This window comes from Ensifer adhaerens (assembly GCF_028993555.1).
In the GTDB taxonomy this organism is placed as follows: domain Bacteria; phylum Pseudomonadota; class Alphaproteobacteria; order Rhizobiales; family Rhizobiaceae; genus Ensifer; species Ensifer adhaerens_I.
Map to the genome: position 1 here is coordinate 1,235,284 of NZ_CP118611.1, position 17,807 is coordinate 1,253,090.

Annotated in this window: 15 protein-coding genes; 5 read left to right on the top strand and 10 right to left on the bottom strand. The window is 62.4% G+C overall.

The features are described from left to right. Positions 1 to 207: 207 nt before the first annotated feature. Genes xth through ligD form a run of 5 tightly spaced genes read right to left on the bottom strand, consistent with a single transcriptional unit; the run spans position 208 to position 6,102 of the window. Positions 208 to 981, bottom strand: coding sequence for an exodeoxyribonuclease III (gene xth / locus PWG15_RS25840; protein ID WP_275026958.1), 774 nt, complete (start codon positions 979 to 981; stop codon positions 208 to 210). A 13-nt stretch (positions 982 to 994) separates the two neighbouring features. Next, a complete protein-coding gene (locus PWG15_RS25845) occupies positions 995 to 1,636 on the bottom strand; it encodes an alpha/beta hydrolase family protein (protein ID WP_275026960.1) in 642 nt (213 codons plus the stop codon). Between the two features lies 1 nt (position 1,637). Beyond that, positions 1,638 to 2,723, bottom strand: coding sequence for a tetratricopeptide repeat protein (locus PWG15_RS25850; protein ID WP_275026961.1), 1,086 nt, complete (start codon positions 2,721 to 2,723; stop codon positions 1,638 to 1,640). Next, complete coding sequence (locus PWG15_RS25855) at positions 2,723 to 3,613, bottom strand: non-homologous end joining protein Ku (RefSeq protein ID WP_275026962.1); 891 nt, start codon at positions 3,611 to 3,613, stop codon at positions 2,723 to 2,725. The genes PWG15_RS25850 and PWG15_RS25855 overlap by 1 nt, the downstream gene beginning before the upstream one ends. Positions 3,614 to 3,639: 26 nt before the next feature. After that, a complete protein-coding gene (gene ligD, locus PWG15_RS25860; RefSeq protein ID WP_275026963.1) occupies positions 3,640 to 6,102 on the bottom strand; it encodes a DNA ligase D in 2,463 nt (820 codons plus the stop codon). Between the two features lie 147 nt (positions 6,103 to 6,249). Between ligD and PWG15_RS25865 the strand changes: the two genes are divergently transcribed. Together PWG15_RS25865 and PWG15_RS25870 are read left to right on the top strand one after the other, a co-directional pair. Continuing rightward, positions 6,250 to 6,897 (top strand): TetR/AcrR family transcriptional regulator, encoded by a 648-nt coding sequence (locus tag PWG15_RS25865; RefSeq protein WP_275026964.1) that lies wholly within the window; start codon positions 6,250 to 6,252, stop codon positions 6,895 to 6,897. A 168-nt stretch (positions 6,898 to 7,065) separates the two neighbouring features. Next, entirely contained in the window at positions 7,066 to 9,336 is a 2,271-nt protein-coding gene (locus PWG15_RS25870) for a methyl-accepting chemotaxis protein (RefSeq protein ID WP_275026966.1), read from the top strand. Positions 9,337 to 9,382: 46 nt separating this feature from the next. Here PWG15_RS25870 and PWG15_RS25875 read toward each other — a convergent pair whose 3' ends face one another. Continuing rightward, positions 9,383 to 10,126: an SDR family oxidoreductase gene (locus PWG15_RS25875; protein ID WP_275026968.1), complete on the bottom strand. Its 744-nt coding sequence runs from the start codon at positions 10,124 to 10,126 to the stop codon at positions 9,383 to 9,385. Positions 10,127 to 10,225: 99 nt separating this feature from the next. Here PWG15_RS25875 and PWG15_RS25880 point away from each other — a divergent pair, with 99 nt between their 5' ends. Both PWG15_RS25880 and PWG15_RS25885 read left to right on the top strand, forming a co-directional pair. Beyond that, positions 10,226 to 11,128, top strand: a complete 903-nt coding sequence (locus PWG15_RS25880; RefSeq protein ID WP_275026970.1) for an AraC family transcriptional regulator — start codon at positions 10,226 to 10,228, stop codon at positions 11,126 to 11,128. Between the two features lie 114 nt (positions 11,129 to 11,242). After that, complete coding sequence (locus tag PWG15_RS25885) at positions 11,243 to 11,830, top strand: YqaA family protein (RefSeq protein WP_275026972.1); 588 nt, start codon at positions 11,243 to 11,245, stop codon at positions 11,828 to 11,830. 48 nt (positions 11,831 to 11,878) lie between these two features. Here PWG15_RS25885 and PWG15_RS25890 read toward each other — a convergent pair whose 3' ends face one another. The 4 genes from PWG15_RS25890 to PWG15_RS25905 form a co-directional block, all read right to left on the bottom strand. Further along, positions 11,879 to 13,333 carry an amidohydrolase family protein gene (locus tag PWG15_RS25890; protein WP_275026973.1) on the bottom strand — a complete coding sequence of 485 codons (1,455 nt, stop codon included), beginning with the start codon at positions 13,331 to 13,333 and terminating at the stop codon, positions 11,879 to 11,881. Beyond that, a complete protein-coding gene (locus PWG15_RS25895) occupies positions 13,326 to 14,432 on the bottom strand; it encodes an amino acid ABC transporter permease (RefSeq protein ID WP_275026974.1) in 1,107 nt (368 codons plus the stop codon). Before PWG15_RS25895 ends, PWG15_RS25890 begins: the two co-directional genes overlap by 8 nt. A 3-nt stretch (positions 14,433 to 14,435) precedes the next feature. Then, the gene (locus PWG15_RS25900; protein WP_275026976.1) at positions 14,436 to 15,584 is read right to left on the bottom strand and encodes an amino acid ABC transporter permease; all 1,149 of its coding nucleotides are present in this window, start codon (positions 15,582 to 15,584) and stop codon (positions 14,436 to 14,438) included. Positions 15,585 to 15,712: 128 nt separating this feature from the next. Next, positions 15,713 to 16,744: an amino acid ABC transporter substrate-binding protein gene (locus PWG15_RS25905; RefSeq protein WP_057248512.1), complete on the bottom strand. Its 1,032-nt coding sequence runs from the start codon at positions 16,742 to 16,744 to the stop codon at positions 15,713 to 15,715. A 242-nt stretch (positions 16,745 to 16,986) separates the two neighbouring features. Between PWG15_RS25905 and PWG15_RS25910 the strand changes: the two genes are divergently transcribed. Continuing rightward, entirely contained in the window at positions 16,987 to 17,673 is a 687-nt protein-coding gene (locus tag PWG15_RS25910) for a GntR family transcriptional regulator (RefSeq protein ID WP_275026980.1), read from the top strand. The last annotated feature ends 134 nt before the right edge of the window (positions 17,674 to 17,807 follow it).

Sequence of the window (17,807 nt, forward strand, 5' to 3'; positions counted from 1 at the left end):
CCTGCATCTCAGTGATCCGTTCTCTCCGCGGGCGACCTCTTTCATGTCACCTCCTTGGTTTTGGTCGGCTTGGACGTTACGGTTGGCCGCATCCATCTGCCGGACCGGGGTGTAACCCGGATGCGGGGCGCGAATAGCCGGGGGCGATGCGAAACGGTATCATCGCTGGGCATAGGTTAGCAGCCTCGTTGCCGCAATTTGAGGCGATCAATCCCGCAACGTGATCCACACCGGAGCGTGATCGCTCGCACCGTCTACGCCGCGCACTTCGCGGTTTATGCCAGCACCGGTAAGTTTGCGGGAAAGCTTGCGGCTGAGCAGCATATGATCGAGCCGGAGCCCCGCGTCGCGCTGCCACCGGTTCCGGCGATAGTCCCAGAAGGTGAAGATTTGTCCCTTCGGATGGACCTTGCGCAGCGCATCGAGCCAGCCCTGGTCAAGAAGCGTACGGAACGCGGCCCGACTTTCCGGCTGAACCAGAGCGTTGTCGTCGTAGGAACCTGTCGGGTAGATGTCGCGCGGTTCCGGCACGATGTTGTAGTCGCCTGCAAGCACTACAGGCAGATCGAGGGCGTAGAGTTCGGCCGCGTGTTTGGCCAGGCGCTCGTGCCAGGCAAGCTTGTAGGTAAACTTGGGGCCGGGCCGCGGGTTGCCGTTGGGAGCATAGAGGCAGGCGATCAGAATGCCGCTGACGGCAGCCTCTATGTAGCGAGCCTGGTTATCCGAGGGATCACCGTCGAGCCCGGCTCGGGTCAGGACCGGCTCGTTGTCGCGCGCGAGGATCGCCACACCATTCCAGGCGGATTGTCCCTGCCAGACAGCGCCATAGCCGGCGGCCTCGATCGCCGAACGCGGAAACTGCCGGTCGGTGGCTTTCAGTTCCTGCAGGCAGACGATATCTGGCGTGGTTTCCTCCAGCCAGGCGATCAGGTTTTCGAGCCGCTTGTTGATGCCGTTGATGTTGTAGGTGGCGATCTTCATCCCTGCGAACAGATCAGCGCGTCAGCCGGGCGGCCCGGGCTGCCACCGCATCGGCCACCGTCTTCAAATGATCGGCCGTCGAAAAGCCGGAAATGCTCTTGCGCGGCTTGAGGTCATGATCGCCGTCCTCGAGCCACAAGACTTCGATGGCGTCGGAAAGGGCATAACCCGGAACCTCCTCACGCGTGCCGAACTCGTCGCGGGTGCCCTGGCAAATCAGGGTTGGCGTCTTCAGCCCGGCCAGATGCTTGGTGCGCAACTGCTCGGGCTTTGCCGGCGGGTGGAAGGGATAGCCGAGGCAGAGCAGGCCGACGATCTTGCCAGCCGCGTGCAGCTGGTCGGCGACCATGCTCGCAACCCGCCCGCCCATCGATTTGCCGCCGATGATGAGCGGTCCCTTCGCGCCGAGCGCCTCGATAGCGGCCAGGTATTCCGGATTGAGCGTCTCGGCGCGCGGTGGGGGTTTGCGCCCATCCGACGTTCGCCGCGCCGCCATGTATCCGAACTCGAAGCGGGCGACGCGGAAACCGGCGGCAGCAAGCGCCTTGGCCGTCGCACTCATTGATGCGGAATCCATCGGCGCGCCGGCGCCATGGGCAAGAAGAATTGTGACGGCCGCATCGTCAGGTCCGTCGAAAAGGAATTTTTCACTCATGTCAGCCTGCTGTCCTCGGGCGGCCCTGGAGATCGACATATTGCACGCCGCGTTCTGCCGTTCGCGCCCATTCGCTATCGCTATCGAGTTCGAGATAGCGGCACCACCAGCGCCTGGCTTCAACGAGGTCGCCTGCATCGAATTCGAGCTTTGCGAGATTGAAGACGGCGTCGGCGTAATCGCCGTCGAGCTCGATTGCCTTCTCGAGATGCCGGCGCGCGGCATCGATCCGCCCTCGCTCGCTCATCAGCCCGGCGAGGTTGAACCAGGCCTCGACGAAAGATGGATCGAGCTTGATGGCGCGGGCGTAATCATGCGCCGCATCCAGCTCCCGCCCCGCGGCCTTCAGGCAATTGGCACGGTTGAAGGCCGCGACAGAGTCCGTTCGATCCATGGCGAGATAGCGCTGATAGAAAGCGGCAGCCTCCTCGTGGTCGCCATTCGCCTCCGCCTCCTCCGCCAGATCGAAGAGGTCTTCCAAGGCAGCATCATCGGGCGTGTCGAGATCGAAGAGCAGTTGCCCGTTCAGCTCGCTCAGTCCCTCAGCGCTCCGGGCGTAGATCGTATCGGTACCGCCGTGTAGGAGAGAGAGTGCCGTCAACGAGGCGACCTCTCCGGAACGATGAACGGACCGGGCGATGGCGCTCCAGCTCGCCCCGCTGCCAATCAGTTCCGCATATTTTCTAGCGAGGATCAGGTCACGGAACGAATAAGGCTCGCTGTCATGCTCAAAAGCATCGAACAGCGACAGGAGATCGAAGGTTCGAGGAGAAAGCCTGGCCTGATCGATCAGCGACTGACGCGTGAGTGCGGATGCCGCGGGCACCGACATGAGGCCGAGAAGGCGAAGGAAACCGTTCTCACTTACGAGCCATCGTCCGGCCGCATGTTCGGCGTCGAAACGTGCCTCGATTTCAGCTTCGCTCGACTTTGCAAGCAGGCCTCGGCCAAACACCAGATATGTCGTCTGGCGCGTAACGCCGCGCCGCAAGTGGCCGAACTGTCGCTCCACTTCCCGCGCCACAAGTCGCCGCGGGAAGGCCGAGAGCCCCCCAACAATGCCGAATGTCTGGCCTGCAACCGCCATCAGGCTTTCTTCTTCGCCGTCGGTTTTGCCGCCGTCCGCTTGGCCGCAGCCGGGGTTGCTGCCTTGGCCGTTTCCTTCACAGCCGGCTCGGCTTTGGACTTGCTCTTTGCCGGTGGCTTGGATTGCGACAGGCTTGCCTTCAAAGCATCCATGAGATTGATGACGTTGCCGCGCTCCGGTGCTGCCGCAATGATCGGCTTATGACCTTTAAGCTTCTCGCGGATCATCTTCATCAGCGCGATCTCGTAACGGTCCTCATAGTTCTTCGGATCAAACACCGTCATCTTCTGCTGGATCAGCGCTTCGGCAAGCTGCAGCATTTCCGGGTCGGGATGACCGAGCGGGATATTGCCGAAATACTCGGCGGTCCCGCGCACTTCGCTCGGGTTCCTGAGAGTACACACGAACATCCCTGTTTCCCGCGAACCGATCGTCACCACTCGCTCGCGGCTCGAAAGCACCAGCCGCGCGATCGCCAGCTTGCCGCTCTTCTTCAGCGCCTCGCGCAGGACAACGAAGGTTTCCTCCGCCATCGCGCCATCGGGCGCCAGATAATAGGGCGCATCCTGGTAGATCACGTCGACGGAGCCTTCATCGACGAAAGCTTCGATGTTCATGGTGTGGTTGGATTCGATCCTGACGCTTTCGAGGTCAGCGTCCTCGATGATGATGTATTTCTTGTCTTCGTATTCGTAACCCTTGACCAGATCGGAGCGCTCGACGAGGCCGAGCTCCGGGTCGACCGGCTTCATGTTGATCCGGTTGTGGGTGTCCTTGTGAAGCTGATTGAAGCTGATGCGTTCGCTCGAGCTGGTCGCCGGATAGAGCCTGACGGGGCAACTGACGAGACTGAGTTTGAGATAACCTTTCCAACTTGCCCTGGGCGCCATGATTGTCTCCTACGCGGCCAAACGCATTACGTCCTCGTTTCGGACAGAAGCGGCAAATCCTTGGCAAAGTCGTCGATATCCGCCCAGGGATCGCCGAAAGTATCCAGAAGTCCAGGCAGCGAAGAATAGTTCAAATCCTCAGGAGCGTCGATAGTCTCCAGATCCGCCCAGTTGAGCGGCGTCGAGGCGGGCAGATTTGTGAATGCACGCAGCGAATAGGGCGCGGCCGCCGTATGGCTGCGGGCATTGCGGTGGAAGTCGATGAAGATCCGCTTGATGCGGTTTTCCTTGCCCATCGTGGTGGTGAAGGTCTGCGGTGCGCTAGCCGCCAGTTGCGTCGCGATCGCGCCCGTCGCCTGGTGCGTCTTCTTCCAGTCGAGTTTCGGCGTCACCGGTACGACCACATGGATGCCGCTGCCGCCGGACGTCTTGACGAAGGGGACGAGGCCGAGCGCTTCCAGCTCGCCACGGATATGGACGGCTGCCTCGACCACATCGCGCCAGGCGATGCCTTGGCCGGGATCGAGATCGAAGACGATGCGGTCCGGCTTTTCAAGCCGCTCGCGCTTCGTGCCCCAGCTATGAAGCTCAATCACGCCGAACTGAGCGAGCGCCAGATAGCCCTTCGTGCCTTCGATCGAGAGGAAGGAATTGGTCTCGCCTTCGGAGTTGGTCGAGTCGAAGCTGATGATCGAGGCCGGCATACCGGTGAACGGATGGCGCTGGAAGAAGCAATCCGCGCGCTTTCCTGTCGGGCAGCGAAAAAGCGATACCGGCCGGCCGAGAATGTGCGGCAGCATGTAGTCACCGACGAGTGCGTAGTAGACGGCGATGTCGAGTTTGGTCGGCCCGGATTTGCCGAACACCCGACGGTCCGCATTGGTGACCTGGATGCTCGCGAGATCGGCATCCGTGATCAGCCGCTTGCGTGGGGCGCGCGACGGCGCCGAAAGCTCGACGTCGCGAAGCCCCTTGAACACCGCATGGCGCAGGACGTTGTCGGTCGTGCGATTGGCATAATGGATGCGGGCGCTCAGCACAGGGCGAACCCAGGTGATTTCCTTCGGTGCGCCTTCAAGTGCGGCGGCCTCGCCACGCAACGCCTCCAGCCGTGTCAGCAACTGCCCCGCCGTCTGCGCATCGAACCCGGTTCCGACCTTGCCGCGATAGTGCAGCTCGCCATCTTCCCATTCGCCGAGAGCAAGAGAAGCAAGCCCTTCGGCAGCCTCGGAGGTGGTGTAACCGGCGATGACGAAATCCTCGTTCTTCAGCGCCTTCGTCTTGGTCCAGGTCTGCGTGCGACCACTTCGATAGGGCGCCGAGGCACGCTTCGAGACGATCCCCTCCAGCCCGAGTTCAGACGCTTGATCATAAAGTCCGCGTCCGTCACCTTCGACATGGTCGCTGAACTGGATGGCCGATCGGCTGGAGATCTGCCCCTCAAGCAGTTGCGCCAACAGCCTCTTCCGCTCCTTCAGCGGGACGCCGGTGAGGTTCCATCCGTCGAGATAGAGGATATCGAAAGCATAGAAGACGAGCTTGCTGTCGGCGCCGGTTGAAAGTGCATCCTGCAACAGCTCGAAACGGCTGATCCCCTTGTCGTCGAGAACGACGATCTCGCCATCGATGATCGCCTCGCGGTAGGGCAGCTTCCGAAAGGCATCGGGTAGGTCGCCATAGCGCTTCGTCCAATCAAGCCCGCTGCGGGTGATCAGCCTGACGTTGCCATCCGAGATATCCGCCATTGTCCGGTAGCCATCGAATTTGATCTCGTGCAGCCAGTCCGGCTTCTCTGGCGGGCTACCAGGTGGCTTCGGCGTCGGGCTGGCAAGCTGCGGTTCGATCCGCTGCGGCTTCGGGCCCTTCACCGCACCCGGCAGCGCGCCGGGTTTGAGAACGACCCGCTTTGCCGTCTTCTTCGGCGGCTCGACCAGTTCCTCGATCCGCCGGCCGCTTTTCACGCTTTCGGGACGCGACGTCAGGATGTCGACATCAGGTTCGGCTGCAAGGTCATGTTCCTTGAAAAGCAGCCAATTGCGCTGACCGTCCTCGCCCGGCTTCGGCTTCAGCCGCGTCAGCATCCAGCCGCCATTGAGCTTTTCGCCGGCGAGACGAAACTTGAAGGCGCCGGTCTTCAGGCTCTTTTCGATATCGTCCATCGGCGCCCAGACGCCGGTATCCCAGACGATCATCGGCCCGCCGCCATACTCGCCTTCCGGAATTAGCCCCTCGAAGTCGATATAGTCGAGCGGATGATCCTCCGTCTCGACCGCCAGCCGCTTGTCGGCGGGATTGAGTGACGGTCCCTTTGGGACCGCCCAGCTTTTCAGCACGTCACCGACCTGGAGCCTGAGATCATAATGATCGGCCGTCGCGTGGTGCTTGTGAACGACAAAACGATTGCCCTCCCCGCCGGTCCTGCCTGCAGGCTCCGGAGTCCTGGAAAAATCCCGCTTTGCGCGGTAGGCCTTGAGCTTCGACGTCGCCATATCGCAAAGCTAGGGCGTGTTTGCAGAGGCCGCAATATGCGGCTAGGCAGGCTTGATGGTATCTGAACATACAGAAGTTTATTTCAGAAAATTGTTGCTTTCCAATATCGCCTCGATTAACACTGCAGTGGAATTTGGAAAGTCGCCATGATCGAAAAACCGAAAGCACCACGCTCTCGCGGCCGGCCCCAAATCCGTCCCGATGACGAGACCCGCCAGGTGATCGTATTGGCTGCCGAAAGACAGTTCTGCGATCTTGGATATGAGACCGCCAACATCAATGTCATCGCCCAGAATGCCGGCGTCTCCACGAAGACGCTCTATCGGCTGTTTCCGACGAAGGCCGATCTTTTCGAATGTGTCATCTCGTTCAGGATTTCCGAGTTCGTTATCGAAGTTGACGAGGAGCATCTGGACGCGGTGGGCCTGAAGGCAGGTCTCGTGCGCCTGCTCGCCGCCTACGGGCACCTCGTGCTTGCGGCAGACACGATTGCCATCATCCGCCTGGTGCTTGCCGAGGCAGAGCGCTTTCCGGAGATCGCTGCCACGTTCTGGGAAAAGGCGATCGAACGGACGAATGCGACGCTGGAGCATTGGCTCAAGAGGCAATCGGAGGCTGGCCGGCTGATCATCGCCTGCCCTTATCAGACGGCTGGTATGTTGCGCGGCATGATGGCGATGGAGCCGCAACGCGCCGTCATGATGGGACGCGTGAGTACGATCGACGAAGCGACGATCATCACCCGCGCGGAAGTTTGCGCTGAGATCTTCTTGTCTGGTACTGTACCAAGATAGCTCCGCGGCTGTCGTCCACAGCCAATCTTTCGCGCTGTCATCCAGGCGTCATCAAACTGTAACCTGAGACCGTATAACTCTCCGCGCGGGAGCTCGCCCCGCCGGGCGCATGAGGCGTCGCGACCAGCCCTTCGGCATAGCCTCCTCCCTTCAAGCCCGGTGATTGTTATGCGTTTGTCCGCGAAGCTACCCCTCGCAGCGGCGGCTCTGGCTGCCTTCTCCATTACTGCAACCAGTCTGGCCAGCCTGACCGTCAGCGGCGATCTGTCGTCGCGCGCAGCTATCGAGAAGCTGGAGGCGCTTGCCGATGCCCGCCGCAACGAGCTTCGCCACTACCTCACCACCGTGGAAAATGATCTGCGCAATTTGCAGGCGCAGAAATCGGTCTCCAAGGCGCTCAGCGATCTGAATGGCGCTGCAGCGAAGTTCGGCGACAAGGTCGCGAGTGAATTGCAGCGTCGCTACGCGACGGAGAATCCCAATCCAGAAGACAAGCGTGCGCTTTACAGTACGGCCGGCGTCGACGACTACGACGCGCTCCATGCGCGCTATCACCCGTATTTCCGCCGCTTCGCAGAGGCCCATGGCTATCGCGACGTGCTGCTCGCCAATCTCAGCGGCGACGTCATCTACACCCTCAACAAGAAGGGCGACTTCGCCGTCAACCTCAAGGACGGGTCCTGGAAGGACACCGGGCTTGGCCGCATCTTCCGCGAGACCGCCGAAGGAACAGACAAGAGCAAACTGGCCTTTGCGTCCTATGAGGCCTATGCGCCGCTCGGCGGCAGCCCCGCGGCGTTCATCGCCATCCCGCTGGAATCGATCGACGGCAAGATCGGCACCCTGATCCTCGAGATGCCGGACACGCGCATCGCGGAGATCGTCGGCAACCGCACCGGACTTGGCGAGACTGGTGAAACGATCCTGCTCGACGGCGACGGGTTTTTCCTTACAGACAGCGCCGCTACACCCGACAACGATATGCTCAAGGCCCGGATCGCACCGGATCAGCCTGCGGACGATGGCATCGTCAGCAGCAAGCTCGCCGATTTCCGCGGTGAGGAAGCGCAGATTGCTGCGACCAGCCTCGATGCTTTCGGCACCCGCTGGACCATGACCGCCGTCATGACGTCAAGAGAGGCCTTCGCTGCCGTCACCGCCTTGCGCAACTGGACGCTCGCTACGGCTTTTGCCGTCCTTGCCGCCGCGCTGGCGATTTCCATCTGGTACTCGCGCCGGCTGACGCGCCCGATCACCGGTCTCGTTCGCGATATGAGCCAACTTGCCAACGGCGACACTAGCATCGGTGGCGCCGGCCGGGACCGCAAGGATGAGATCGGCGATATGGCCCGGTCCGTTCTGGTCTTCCGCGATGCGCTTCTCGATCGCGCCCGTCTTGAAACCGAGGCGGAGGAGACGCGGACGATGATCGAAGAGGAACGACAGGTTCGCGAGACGACCCAGTCCGAGGTGTCGCGCCAGATCAACGAGGCCGTGGAAATGCTCGCATCGGGGCTCGAACGGCTGTCGCGGGGTGATCTGACTGCCCGCATCGACCGGCCCTTCGGCGCCGGCTTCGACCGGCTGCGCTCGGACTTCAACCAGTCGCTGGAGAGCCTTGCCGCCACGCTTGGCGACGTGAAGGCGAGAAGCGCTGAGATCGACGGTGAGACCGGCGAGATGCGCGACGCCATCGGTCAGCTCGCCAGGCGAACTGAGCATCAGGCGGCGACATTGGAGGAAGCAACCGCGGCCCTGAGCGCAATCACGGCCACCATCGGGCGCACCGCCGAACACGCCACATCGGCGACGACGATCGCGGCCGCCGCCAAGGCGAGCTCTGACCGCTCCGGCCATGTGGTCATGAACGCCGTCGGCGCCATGGCCCAGATCGAAAAGGGATCGGTCGCCATCTCCCAGATCATCGGCACCATCAACGACATCGCGTTTCAGACCAACCTGCTGGCACTGAATGCGGGCGTCGAGGCGGCCCGCGCCGGCGAAGCTGGCAAGGGCTTTGCGGTCGTCGCGCATGAAGTGCGCGAGCTGGCGCAGAAATCCGCCCTCGCCGCCCGGGAAATCAAGGCGATCATCACCACTTCGGCCGAAGAAGTGACGAAGGGCGTTTCGCTGGTCCGGGCCGCAGGCGATGCACTCGACGAGATCTCCGGCCAGATCCATGCCATCAACGAGCAGACACAGCAGATTGCCGGCGACGCGCGCGACCAGGCAAACGACCTGCAGCACATCAACCAGACCATGCTGTCGCTGGACGCCGTGACGCAGCAGAACAATGCGATGGTGGAAGACAGTACGGCCATGACCCATCGGCTCTCATGCCAGGCGTCCGGCCTGTTCGATCTCGTCGAGCGTTTCCGCACGACATCCGGCGTGCGAAACCAAACGGAGACGGACGCTCGCACCCGGCTGATCGCTTAGCACCTTACGGGCCGCGTGCTGTCGCGGCCCGCATCGGAAGGCGCGATCAGCTCGCCTTGGCGAGCGCCACGGCGTCGGCGCCGGCCGGGAAATGGAGCTGGCCCGACTGATCGTTTGCCGCCTGCCAGACGGCCTCGGCCACATCGGCCTCGGTCGTGACCAAGGGCGGGTCCGCAAACTGCGCGAAGATGGGCGCAGCGAATTCGGCGTATGCCTGAGGGATCAGGTCCTCGACGCGCATCGTGGTGTTGTGGGCGAAGCGGGTGGTCGGCGCGTAGCCGGGTTCGACCAGTTTGACCCTCACGTTGAAAGCTTGCAATTCGTGGGCCAGCGAGGCGGTGAAGCCCTGGATTGCCGTCTTGCTGGCCGTATAGGCTGCAGCAAGCGGCATGGCGGTAAGCGTCACGGTGGAAGTGACGTTGACCACGACACCCGACCGGCGGGCGCGGAACTGCGGTATCACCCCCTGGGTCATCGCCATCACGCCGAAGGTATTGGTGTCGAAAACCTTGCGGATATGGGACATCGGGGTCGCCTCGAAGGCGCCAACGACACCAATGCCGGCATTGTTGACAAGCACATCGATAGGGCCGGCTTCCTCGATCGCAGCCGAGATGCTCGCGGGATCGGTGACATCGAGGGCCAGAACACGCAGCCGCTCCGATTTCGGCAGAATGTCTCGCCGCGGCGCGCGCATGGTGGCAATCACATTCCAACCCTCGGCATGAAAGCGCCGCGCCGTCTCCAGCCCGTAGCCGGAGGAGCAGCCGGTAATCAGTACGGTCTTCATCGCGATTTCCTGTCTGTTGTTTCGATGGAGAAGGAATATCGCCACAGATCCGGACGAGCTACGGCTGGAAGTCCTGAATTAATTTGCTATCGTCCTGACATGATCGATCCACTCTCACAACTCATTCAGCTTCTTCGCCCGCGCACGGTCTTCACCAAGGGCATCAGCGGCGCTGGCCGCTGGGCCGTGCGCTATGCCGAATTCGGACAGCCGAGCTTTTGTACCGTCGTCGAGGGGACATGCCGGTTGGCCGTCGATGGCGAGACACCTGTCACGCTGGAGGCCGGGGACTTCGTGCTTTTACCGACGACGCCGGGCTTCACCCTGTCGGGGTTCGAACCGGTGCAGCCGACCTTCATCGATCCCAAGGCGACGCCAGCGCCGGCGGACGAGGTTCGCCACGGCCGGCACGACGGCGAACCGGACGTGCGCCTGCTCGGTGGCTACTTCGTGCTCGATTCGCCCGATGCTGGACTGCTTGTCTCGCTGCTGCCGGCGTTGATGCACCTACGCGGGATCGAGCGACTTTCGACGCTCGTCCGCCTGGTTGGCGACGAGGCACGTGACGAACGGCCGGGCCGGGACCTGGTGCTGGCACGGCTCGTGGAAGTGATGCTGATCGAGGCCATTCGGTCCATTCAAGGCGAAAGCGCCACGCCCGGCCTGTTGCGCGGGTTGGGTGACCCGCGGTTGGCGGTTGCCATTCGTCAGATCCACGCCGATCCGGCGCACGCATGGACCGTTGCGGAACTTGCGAATGAGGCGGCACTCTCCCGCTCCGTGTTCTTCGAGCGCTTCACCCGCGCCGTCGGCGTGCCGCCGATGGAATATCTGCTCGTCTGGCGCATGGCGCTCGCCAAGGATCTGCTGCGACGGCGCGACGTCGATCTCGCCTCGGTTGCCGAGCGTATCGGCTACGGTTCCGCCAGCACCTTCAGCACTGCCTTCAGCCGCCATGTCGGCCAGCCACCAAGCCGTTATGCCCGCATGACTGCCGCCTAGCCGTGGCCGGGTATTGCCTTTTGTGAGAAATCCCTCAAATGCCGAAGGCGGCCACATTTACACCCTGCTCGGGCGCATATAGAGAGGCTTACCACCAACAGCGAACCGTAATTCATGCTCCGACGCCTCTATGATTGGACGATGTCGCTCGCGACACGAGAGACTGCCATAGTCTGGCTTGGCATCATCGCCTTTGTCGAAAGCTCGATCTTTCCGGTCCCCGCGGATTTGCTGCTTATCCCGATGGCGCTGGCGCGCCCCGAGCGGGCCTGGCGCTACGCGCTGGTAGCCACCATCGCGTCCGTGCTTGGGGGTATTGCCGGCTGGTATCTCGGCCACTATGCGTTCGATACGCTCGCAAGGCCGCTGCTGGAGTTCTACGGCAAGCTTGATACGTTCGAGCATCTGAAGGCGTCGGTCGACTCGGAAATGCTGGCGTTGCTGCTCGTGACCTCGGGTCTGGCGCATTTGCCGCCGATCAAGGTCGTGACCATCCTTTCGGGTGCGGCCAACATCAACCTTGGCTTCTTCATCGTGTCGGCGATCGTTGCACGCGGCGCGCGCTTCTTCCTGCTCGCCTGGCTGCTGCGCCGCTTCGGCGAGGAGATCCGTGATTTTCTCGAGCGGCGGCTGAGCGCATTGGCCGGCGGAGCGGCGGCGATCCTGATTTGCCTCTTCGCCGCTCACCGCTTTTTCTACTGATATTCGTCCCGCCCGCCTCTTCAGGTGGCGACGACGTTCCGCAGAGTTTTACGCGCGTCCCGGACCGGCCGTGGGCAAGGACAGCGGCGCGAGCGTCCGCATTCCGCGGCCCTTTGGGTCATTTTCAGGCGCCTTGCGGCAGGCGTAGTCTTGCGCCTCCTGCAGCTTCGCGAGCGCCCCATCATAGTCGATCAGGGTCGGACGTCCGCCGCTGACGACGCAGGTGCCATCGACATAGACCCGCTCGATCGCCCGCTCGGCGGCGCAATGCAGGAGATTGCGCAGCGGATCGTAGACCGGCTGCATCGCGTGGTGGCGAAGATCAACGACGAGGAAATCCGCCTTTGCACCCAAGGCGATGCGGCCGATATCATCGCGGCCGAGCGCCCTGGCGCCGGCGATGGTCGCGGCTTCCAGGATGTCGCCGGTCGCGACATCGAAGACGGACTTGCCGGACAGACGCGCGCAGATCATCGCCTGGCGCATTTCTTCGAGCATGTTGAAGGGATAGCTGTCCGTTCCAAGCGCGACGTTGACGCCCGCACGGCGGTAGCGGCCGACCGATTCCAGCGCCATGCCACTGCGTGAGAAGGTGACGGGACAATGGGCGACGGTCGTGTTGCGATCGGCCAGCAGACGCAGGTCGACCTCCGTGCGCTGGCGTGTCCAGGAATGGCTGTCGACAAAGATGCAGTGGCCGAGGATCAGATCCTTGCCGAGCAGGCCCAGGCTTTCGAGATATTGTACAGCCGTCAGCCCGTGCCGGCGCAGGAGTTCCTCGTGCTCGGCCATCGTCTGGGCGGCGTGGATGGTGACCCGAACACCGCGTTTGCGCGCTGCCGCCACCGCGTCCTGCAGCAGTTCCGGCGAGCAGGTCTCGATCTGCGATGGCGCCACGATGCCCCCAAGCCGCCCGGAGGGGTGCGCGGTCGCCGCGTCGACAACTTCCAGCGCACGCGCAAAGGCCTCGCGCCCGCGCGCCTTGTCCCAGCGAAAATCGAGACGATGGCTATCCTCGACATGCCACTGCGCTTCGCGGAAACCCGGCGCGACGAAGGCACGTGCGCCGCTTCGCGCGAGCGTCGGCAGCCAGCTTTCATGCGGGCCGGCGATATCGAGCAGCGTGGTAACGCCGCTGCGCATCAGGTCGCCGACCATCACGGTCAGCGATGCCTCGATGGCATCGTCGTCGATCTCCAGAAGGTTGGAGTATTCGTAGAGCGCGTTGCCCCAAAGGGCTGCCGTGCCCATGTCCTCGAAGATGCCCTTGGAGATCGGCTCCTCGCCGGAGTGGCAATGGACATTGACGAAGCCCGGCATGATCATCCGGTCACGGCCGGAGCTTTCGCTGTGGTACGGCCCGTCGTAGGAACCGCCGACGTGGACGAAGCCCTTGTCGTCATAGGCGATGTCGGCGTCGTGCAGGTAGATATGGCCATTGCGCTCGCTGTCGAAGGCGACGAGCGTGTGCACATTGCGGATGACATGGATCTCTTTAGTCATGCGTGGTCCTGAAATATCGTTCGAGGAAACGGCTGTAAGCTCCCATGAGAGCACTGAAAACGAAGTAGACGACGGCCGCGAAGACATAGCCTTCCAGCACCGCGATGCCCTGCCATTGCGGATCGCGCATGGCGGTGCGAACGGTATCCAGGAAGTCGAGCAGGCCGACGATAGTCACCAGCGTCGTATCCTGGAAGAAGCCTATGAAGAGGCTCACGAGCGGCGGAATGACCTTCTTCAGAGCCTGCGGCAGCACGATCTTGTGCATGATCTGCCAGTAGTGGAGCCCGAGCGAATGGCCGGCCTCCACCTGCCCCTTGGGAACCGCCTGCAGGCCGCCACGAACGATCTCGGCGATATAGGCGGCGGCGAAGAGGATGATCGCCACCTGCGCGCGGATGAGCTTATCGATCGTAATGCCACTGGGCATGAACAGCGGCAGCATGACCGTTGCCATGAACAGGATGCTGATCAGCGGCACGCCGCGCACGATCTCGATGAAGCTGACCCCCAGGATACGGATGGCCGGAAGGCTGGAGGCGCGCGCGAGTGCCAGCGCGATTCCAAGAGGCAGCGCGCAGGCAAGGCCGATGAAGGAGAGCATGAAGGAGAGCGGCAGCCCGCCCCATTGCGTCGTCGGGACTACCGTCAGACCCAAAAATCCGCCTGCCATCAGCACATAGAGCAGCGGCAGGATCACGGCGATCCAGGCGATCAAAAGCGCCCGTCCCCAGAGCTTCGGGACCATCGAGACGATACAGGCGCCGAAGAACAGGAGCATCGCCGTTAGCGGCCGCCATTGCTCCTCGAACGGATAGAAGCCGAAGAAGATGTAGCGCATCTTCGCTGACAGGAACGGCCAGCAGGCGCCACTCGTCGCCTTGCATTCCGCCGGTGTGCCGACAAAGGTAGCGTCGACGAACAGCCAGCCGATCGCCAGTTTGGCAACTGCGAAGATCGTGCCGAGGCACAGGATCGTGATCAGCGCGTTGCCGGGCGTTCCGAAATAGGCGGTGAGCCAGCGGCCTTTCGGTGCCGGCGGCGCTTCGCGATGGGATGCGAGCGACGCGTCGCCGATGAGGGTATCGATCTGTGTCATGGCTCAGCGCTCCCTCAGCGCGACCTTGGCGTTGTACCAGTTCATCACCAGAGAGATGAGGATCGACAGCCCGAGGTAGACACCCATGAAAATGGCGATGGATTCGATCGCCTGCCCGGTCTGGTTCATGATCGTGTTCGACACCATCACCAGGTCCGGATAGCCGATGGCGATCGCGAGCGAGCTGTTCTTAAAGACGGTCAGATAGGTGTTGGTGAGCGGCGGGATGATGATCCTGAGTGCCTGCGGCAGGATCACCAGCTTCAGGGTGCGCGTGCGAGAGAGACCAAGTGCCGTCGCCGCTTCCCACTGTCCTTTGCTCACCGCCTGGATACCGGCCCGGACAATCTCCGCAACATTGGCCGAGACGCTGAGCGTCAGCCCGAGGAGAAGCGCCACGAATTCCGGACGCAGGTGATAGCCGCCACTCAAGCGGAACCGGCCGAGCTCCGGCACGTCCCAGGTGACGGAAATGTCGGCGAGCAGCAAGGCTGCCACGAGCGGCAGAAGAAGCGCGATCGTCGCGATCAAAGCGATCGGTCTGTCCGTGCCTGTGACGACACGCCTGCGACCGAGGATCCGGGCGACGAAGGTGGCGGCGATGATCCCGACAACAAGTGCCGTGACCAGTGTCGCAAATCCGCTCTCCCAATGCAGCGCCGGCATGACCAGGCCGCTGTTCGACAGGAACACCCCCGGAAGCATCTGGATCGCCTGCTTGACCGGCGGAAAGGTGGAGATGATCAGGGAATACCAGAGCAGCAGGTAAAGCAGCAGCGGCACGTTGCGTAGCGCCTCCACATAGGCAAGCATCAGCCGCGACAGCACCGGATTGTGCGACAGCCGCCCGATGCCGACCAGCAGACCGAGAATGGTGCCCAGCAGCGCCGCGAGCAGCGAGACCTTGACCGTGTTGGCTATGCCGACAAGGATCGCCCGGCCGATCGTGTCGGTCGGCTCGTAGGTGATCGCGGTTTCAGTGATGACGAATCCGGCCTGGCGGGCCAGGAAGCCAAACCCGGTCGCGATATCCTGCTTGGCAAGATTGGCGCTCGCGGTGCTGAACATCACCCAGGCGACGAGCAACACGACGCCGACGGCGATCGCTTGGTAGAGATAGGCGCGAATGCGCGCATCATAAAACAGGGGCATCGGGCACCCGACCCTTAGGCAGGACCTACAGCGCCGCCGGTCTTACCGGGGACGCAGAGGTCACTGTGGCACTTTGGATTTCTGCAGCAGAAAGATAGGCCCGCGCCGAAGCGCGGGCCCGTCAATCGTCAACGGAACGGCGGTGCGTAGAGCAGGCCACCCTCGCTCCAGCGCGTGTTCGGACCGCGCGTCAGACCAAGAGCCGTCTTGGTGCCGAGGTTGCGCTCGAACACTTCGCCGTAGTTTCCGACGCCCTTGATGATGTTGTAGCCCCACTTGTTGTCGAGGTTCAGCATCTTGCCGAGTTCTTCGTTGACGCCGAGCATGCGCTGGATCTCCGGATCCTCGCTCTTGGCCATCTCGTCGACGTTGGCCTGGGTAATGCCGCGCTCCTCGGCCGCCATCAGCATCCAGGCGGACCAGGATACGATGTCGCGCCAGTTCGAATCGTTCTGGCGAACAGCAGGCGCCAGCGGCTCCTTGGAGATGGTTTCCGGCAGAACGACGTAATCATCCGGGTTGTTGGCAACGGCACGGATCGAAGCCAGATCCGAACGGTCGGACGAGATCGCCTCGCAACGGCCAGAGAAGAAGGCGTTGCGGTTTTCGTCCGGGTTTTCGAAGACGACCAGTTCGAACTTGCCGCCGATCGAGCGGAAGAAGTCGCTGAGGTTCTGCGCCGTCGTCGTGCCCGGCAGCGTGCAGATCGCCGCGTCCGTCAGTTCCTTGGCGCTGTTGACGCCGAGCGACTTCGGCACCATCAGACCCTGGCCGTCGTAGAAGACGGTCGGTCCGAAATCGAGGCCAAGCGAAACTTCGCGCGAGAAGGTAAGCGTCGTCTGGCGCGACAGCATGTCGATTTCGCCGGACTGAAGCGCCTGGAAGCGCGTGTTGATATTGGTCAGGACGAAGTCGACCTTCTCCGGATCGCCGAAAACGGCAGCGGCCACGGCACGGCAGACGTCGACGTCGAAGCCCCCCATATGACCCTTGGCATCCGCGGTGGCGAAACCGGGCGTGCTCATCGAGACGCCGCAGATCAGCTTGCCGCGCGCCTTGACCGTTTCAAGCGTCGTCGCCGCGTTCGCAGACGTTGCGGCCACAAGCCCGACGGCAATACCGGCAACGGTCGCGCAAAGCTGTAGGATCCTGTTTTTCATGAATTCCCTCCCTTTGGTTTTTCCTTGTCCTGGCCGGTCCTGGTCGTGCGGTCCTCATCGCACGCCTCCTCCCGAACCGATCGACACCGACCCCTAATTGTCAGCGTCATCAATTGCATACGATAGACGAATACAAACATCAACATGATTGTATACAATATTGACGACGAAATATTCGGGCGCTATCGAGGTGCAGGGCATGCTCGGCCAATACTCGATCAGCCCGTTGAGGGGAGGCAACCTTGTCTGAGAAACCGAGCCGCAGCGACGTCGTCTACAAGCTCCTGCGCCAGGCGATCCTGGAGCAGGCCTTGAAACCGGGAACAAAGCTCTCCGAAGACACAATTGCCGATCATTTCAAGGTCAGCCGCACCAGCGTTCGCGCGGCCCTGGTCCGGCTGAACGCCGAGGGCATCGTCGATCTCAGAGCGAACAAGGGCGCCTGCGTAGCGGAGCCGACGCTGGAGGAAGCCCGCGATATCTTCGCGCTGAGGCGCATGCTGGAGGCCGAGGTGATCCGGCGGCTGGTGGCCGATCTCGGCAGCGCCGACGTCAAGCGGCTGGAGCAGCACGTGAAGCAGGAAGAGGCCGCACTTTCCGATCACGGCCCGCTTTCGATCCGGCTTGCAGGCGAATTCCACATCCTGCTTGCCGAACTCACGGGCTCTCAGGCCCTGGCACGCTTTGTCCGCGAGATCGTCTCGCGCTGCTCGCTGATCCTTGCGCGTTTCGCGCGGCTGCATTCTCCTGAATGCGCCGTCGACGAACATGTGAGGATCATTCGCGCGCTGCAGTCGCGCGACACCGCCACGGCAGAGCGGATCATGCTCAAGCATCTCCACGCCGTCGAACTGCGCGCCGAACTCGACATCGACAAGACCGAGCCGGATATCTCTGCCGTTCTGCAACGCTATGCGAGCAAGGGCTGACACCCGCCCCTCTCCGTCAACGGTGCGAGTAGTCGAAGATACGACGTTCTCAAGTCGATCTGCGGCACCAACTGTCGCGCCGCAAGAATCCAGACGCGATATCTGCCTCCAATATCCTGCAACGATACCGGTGC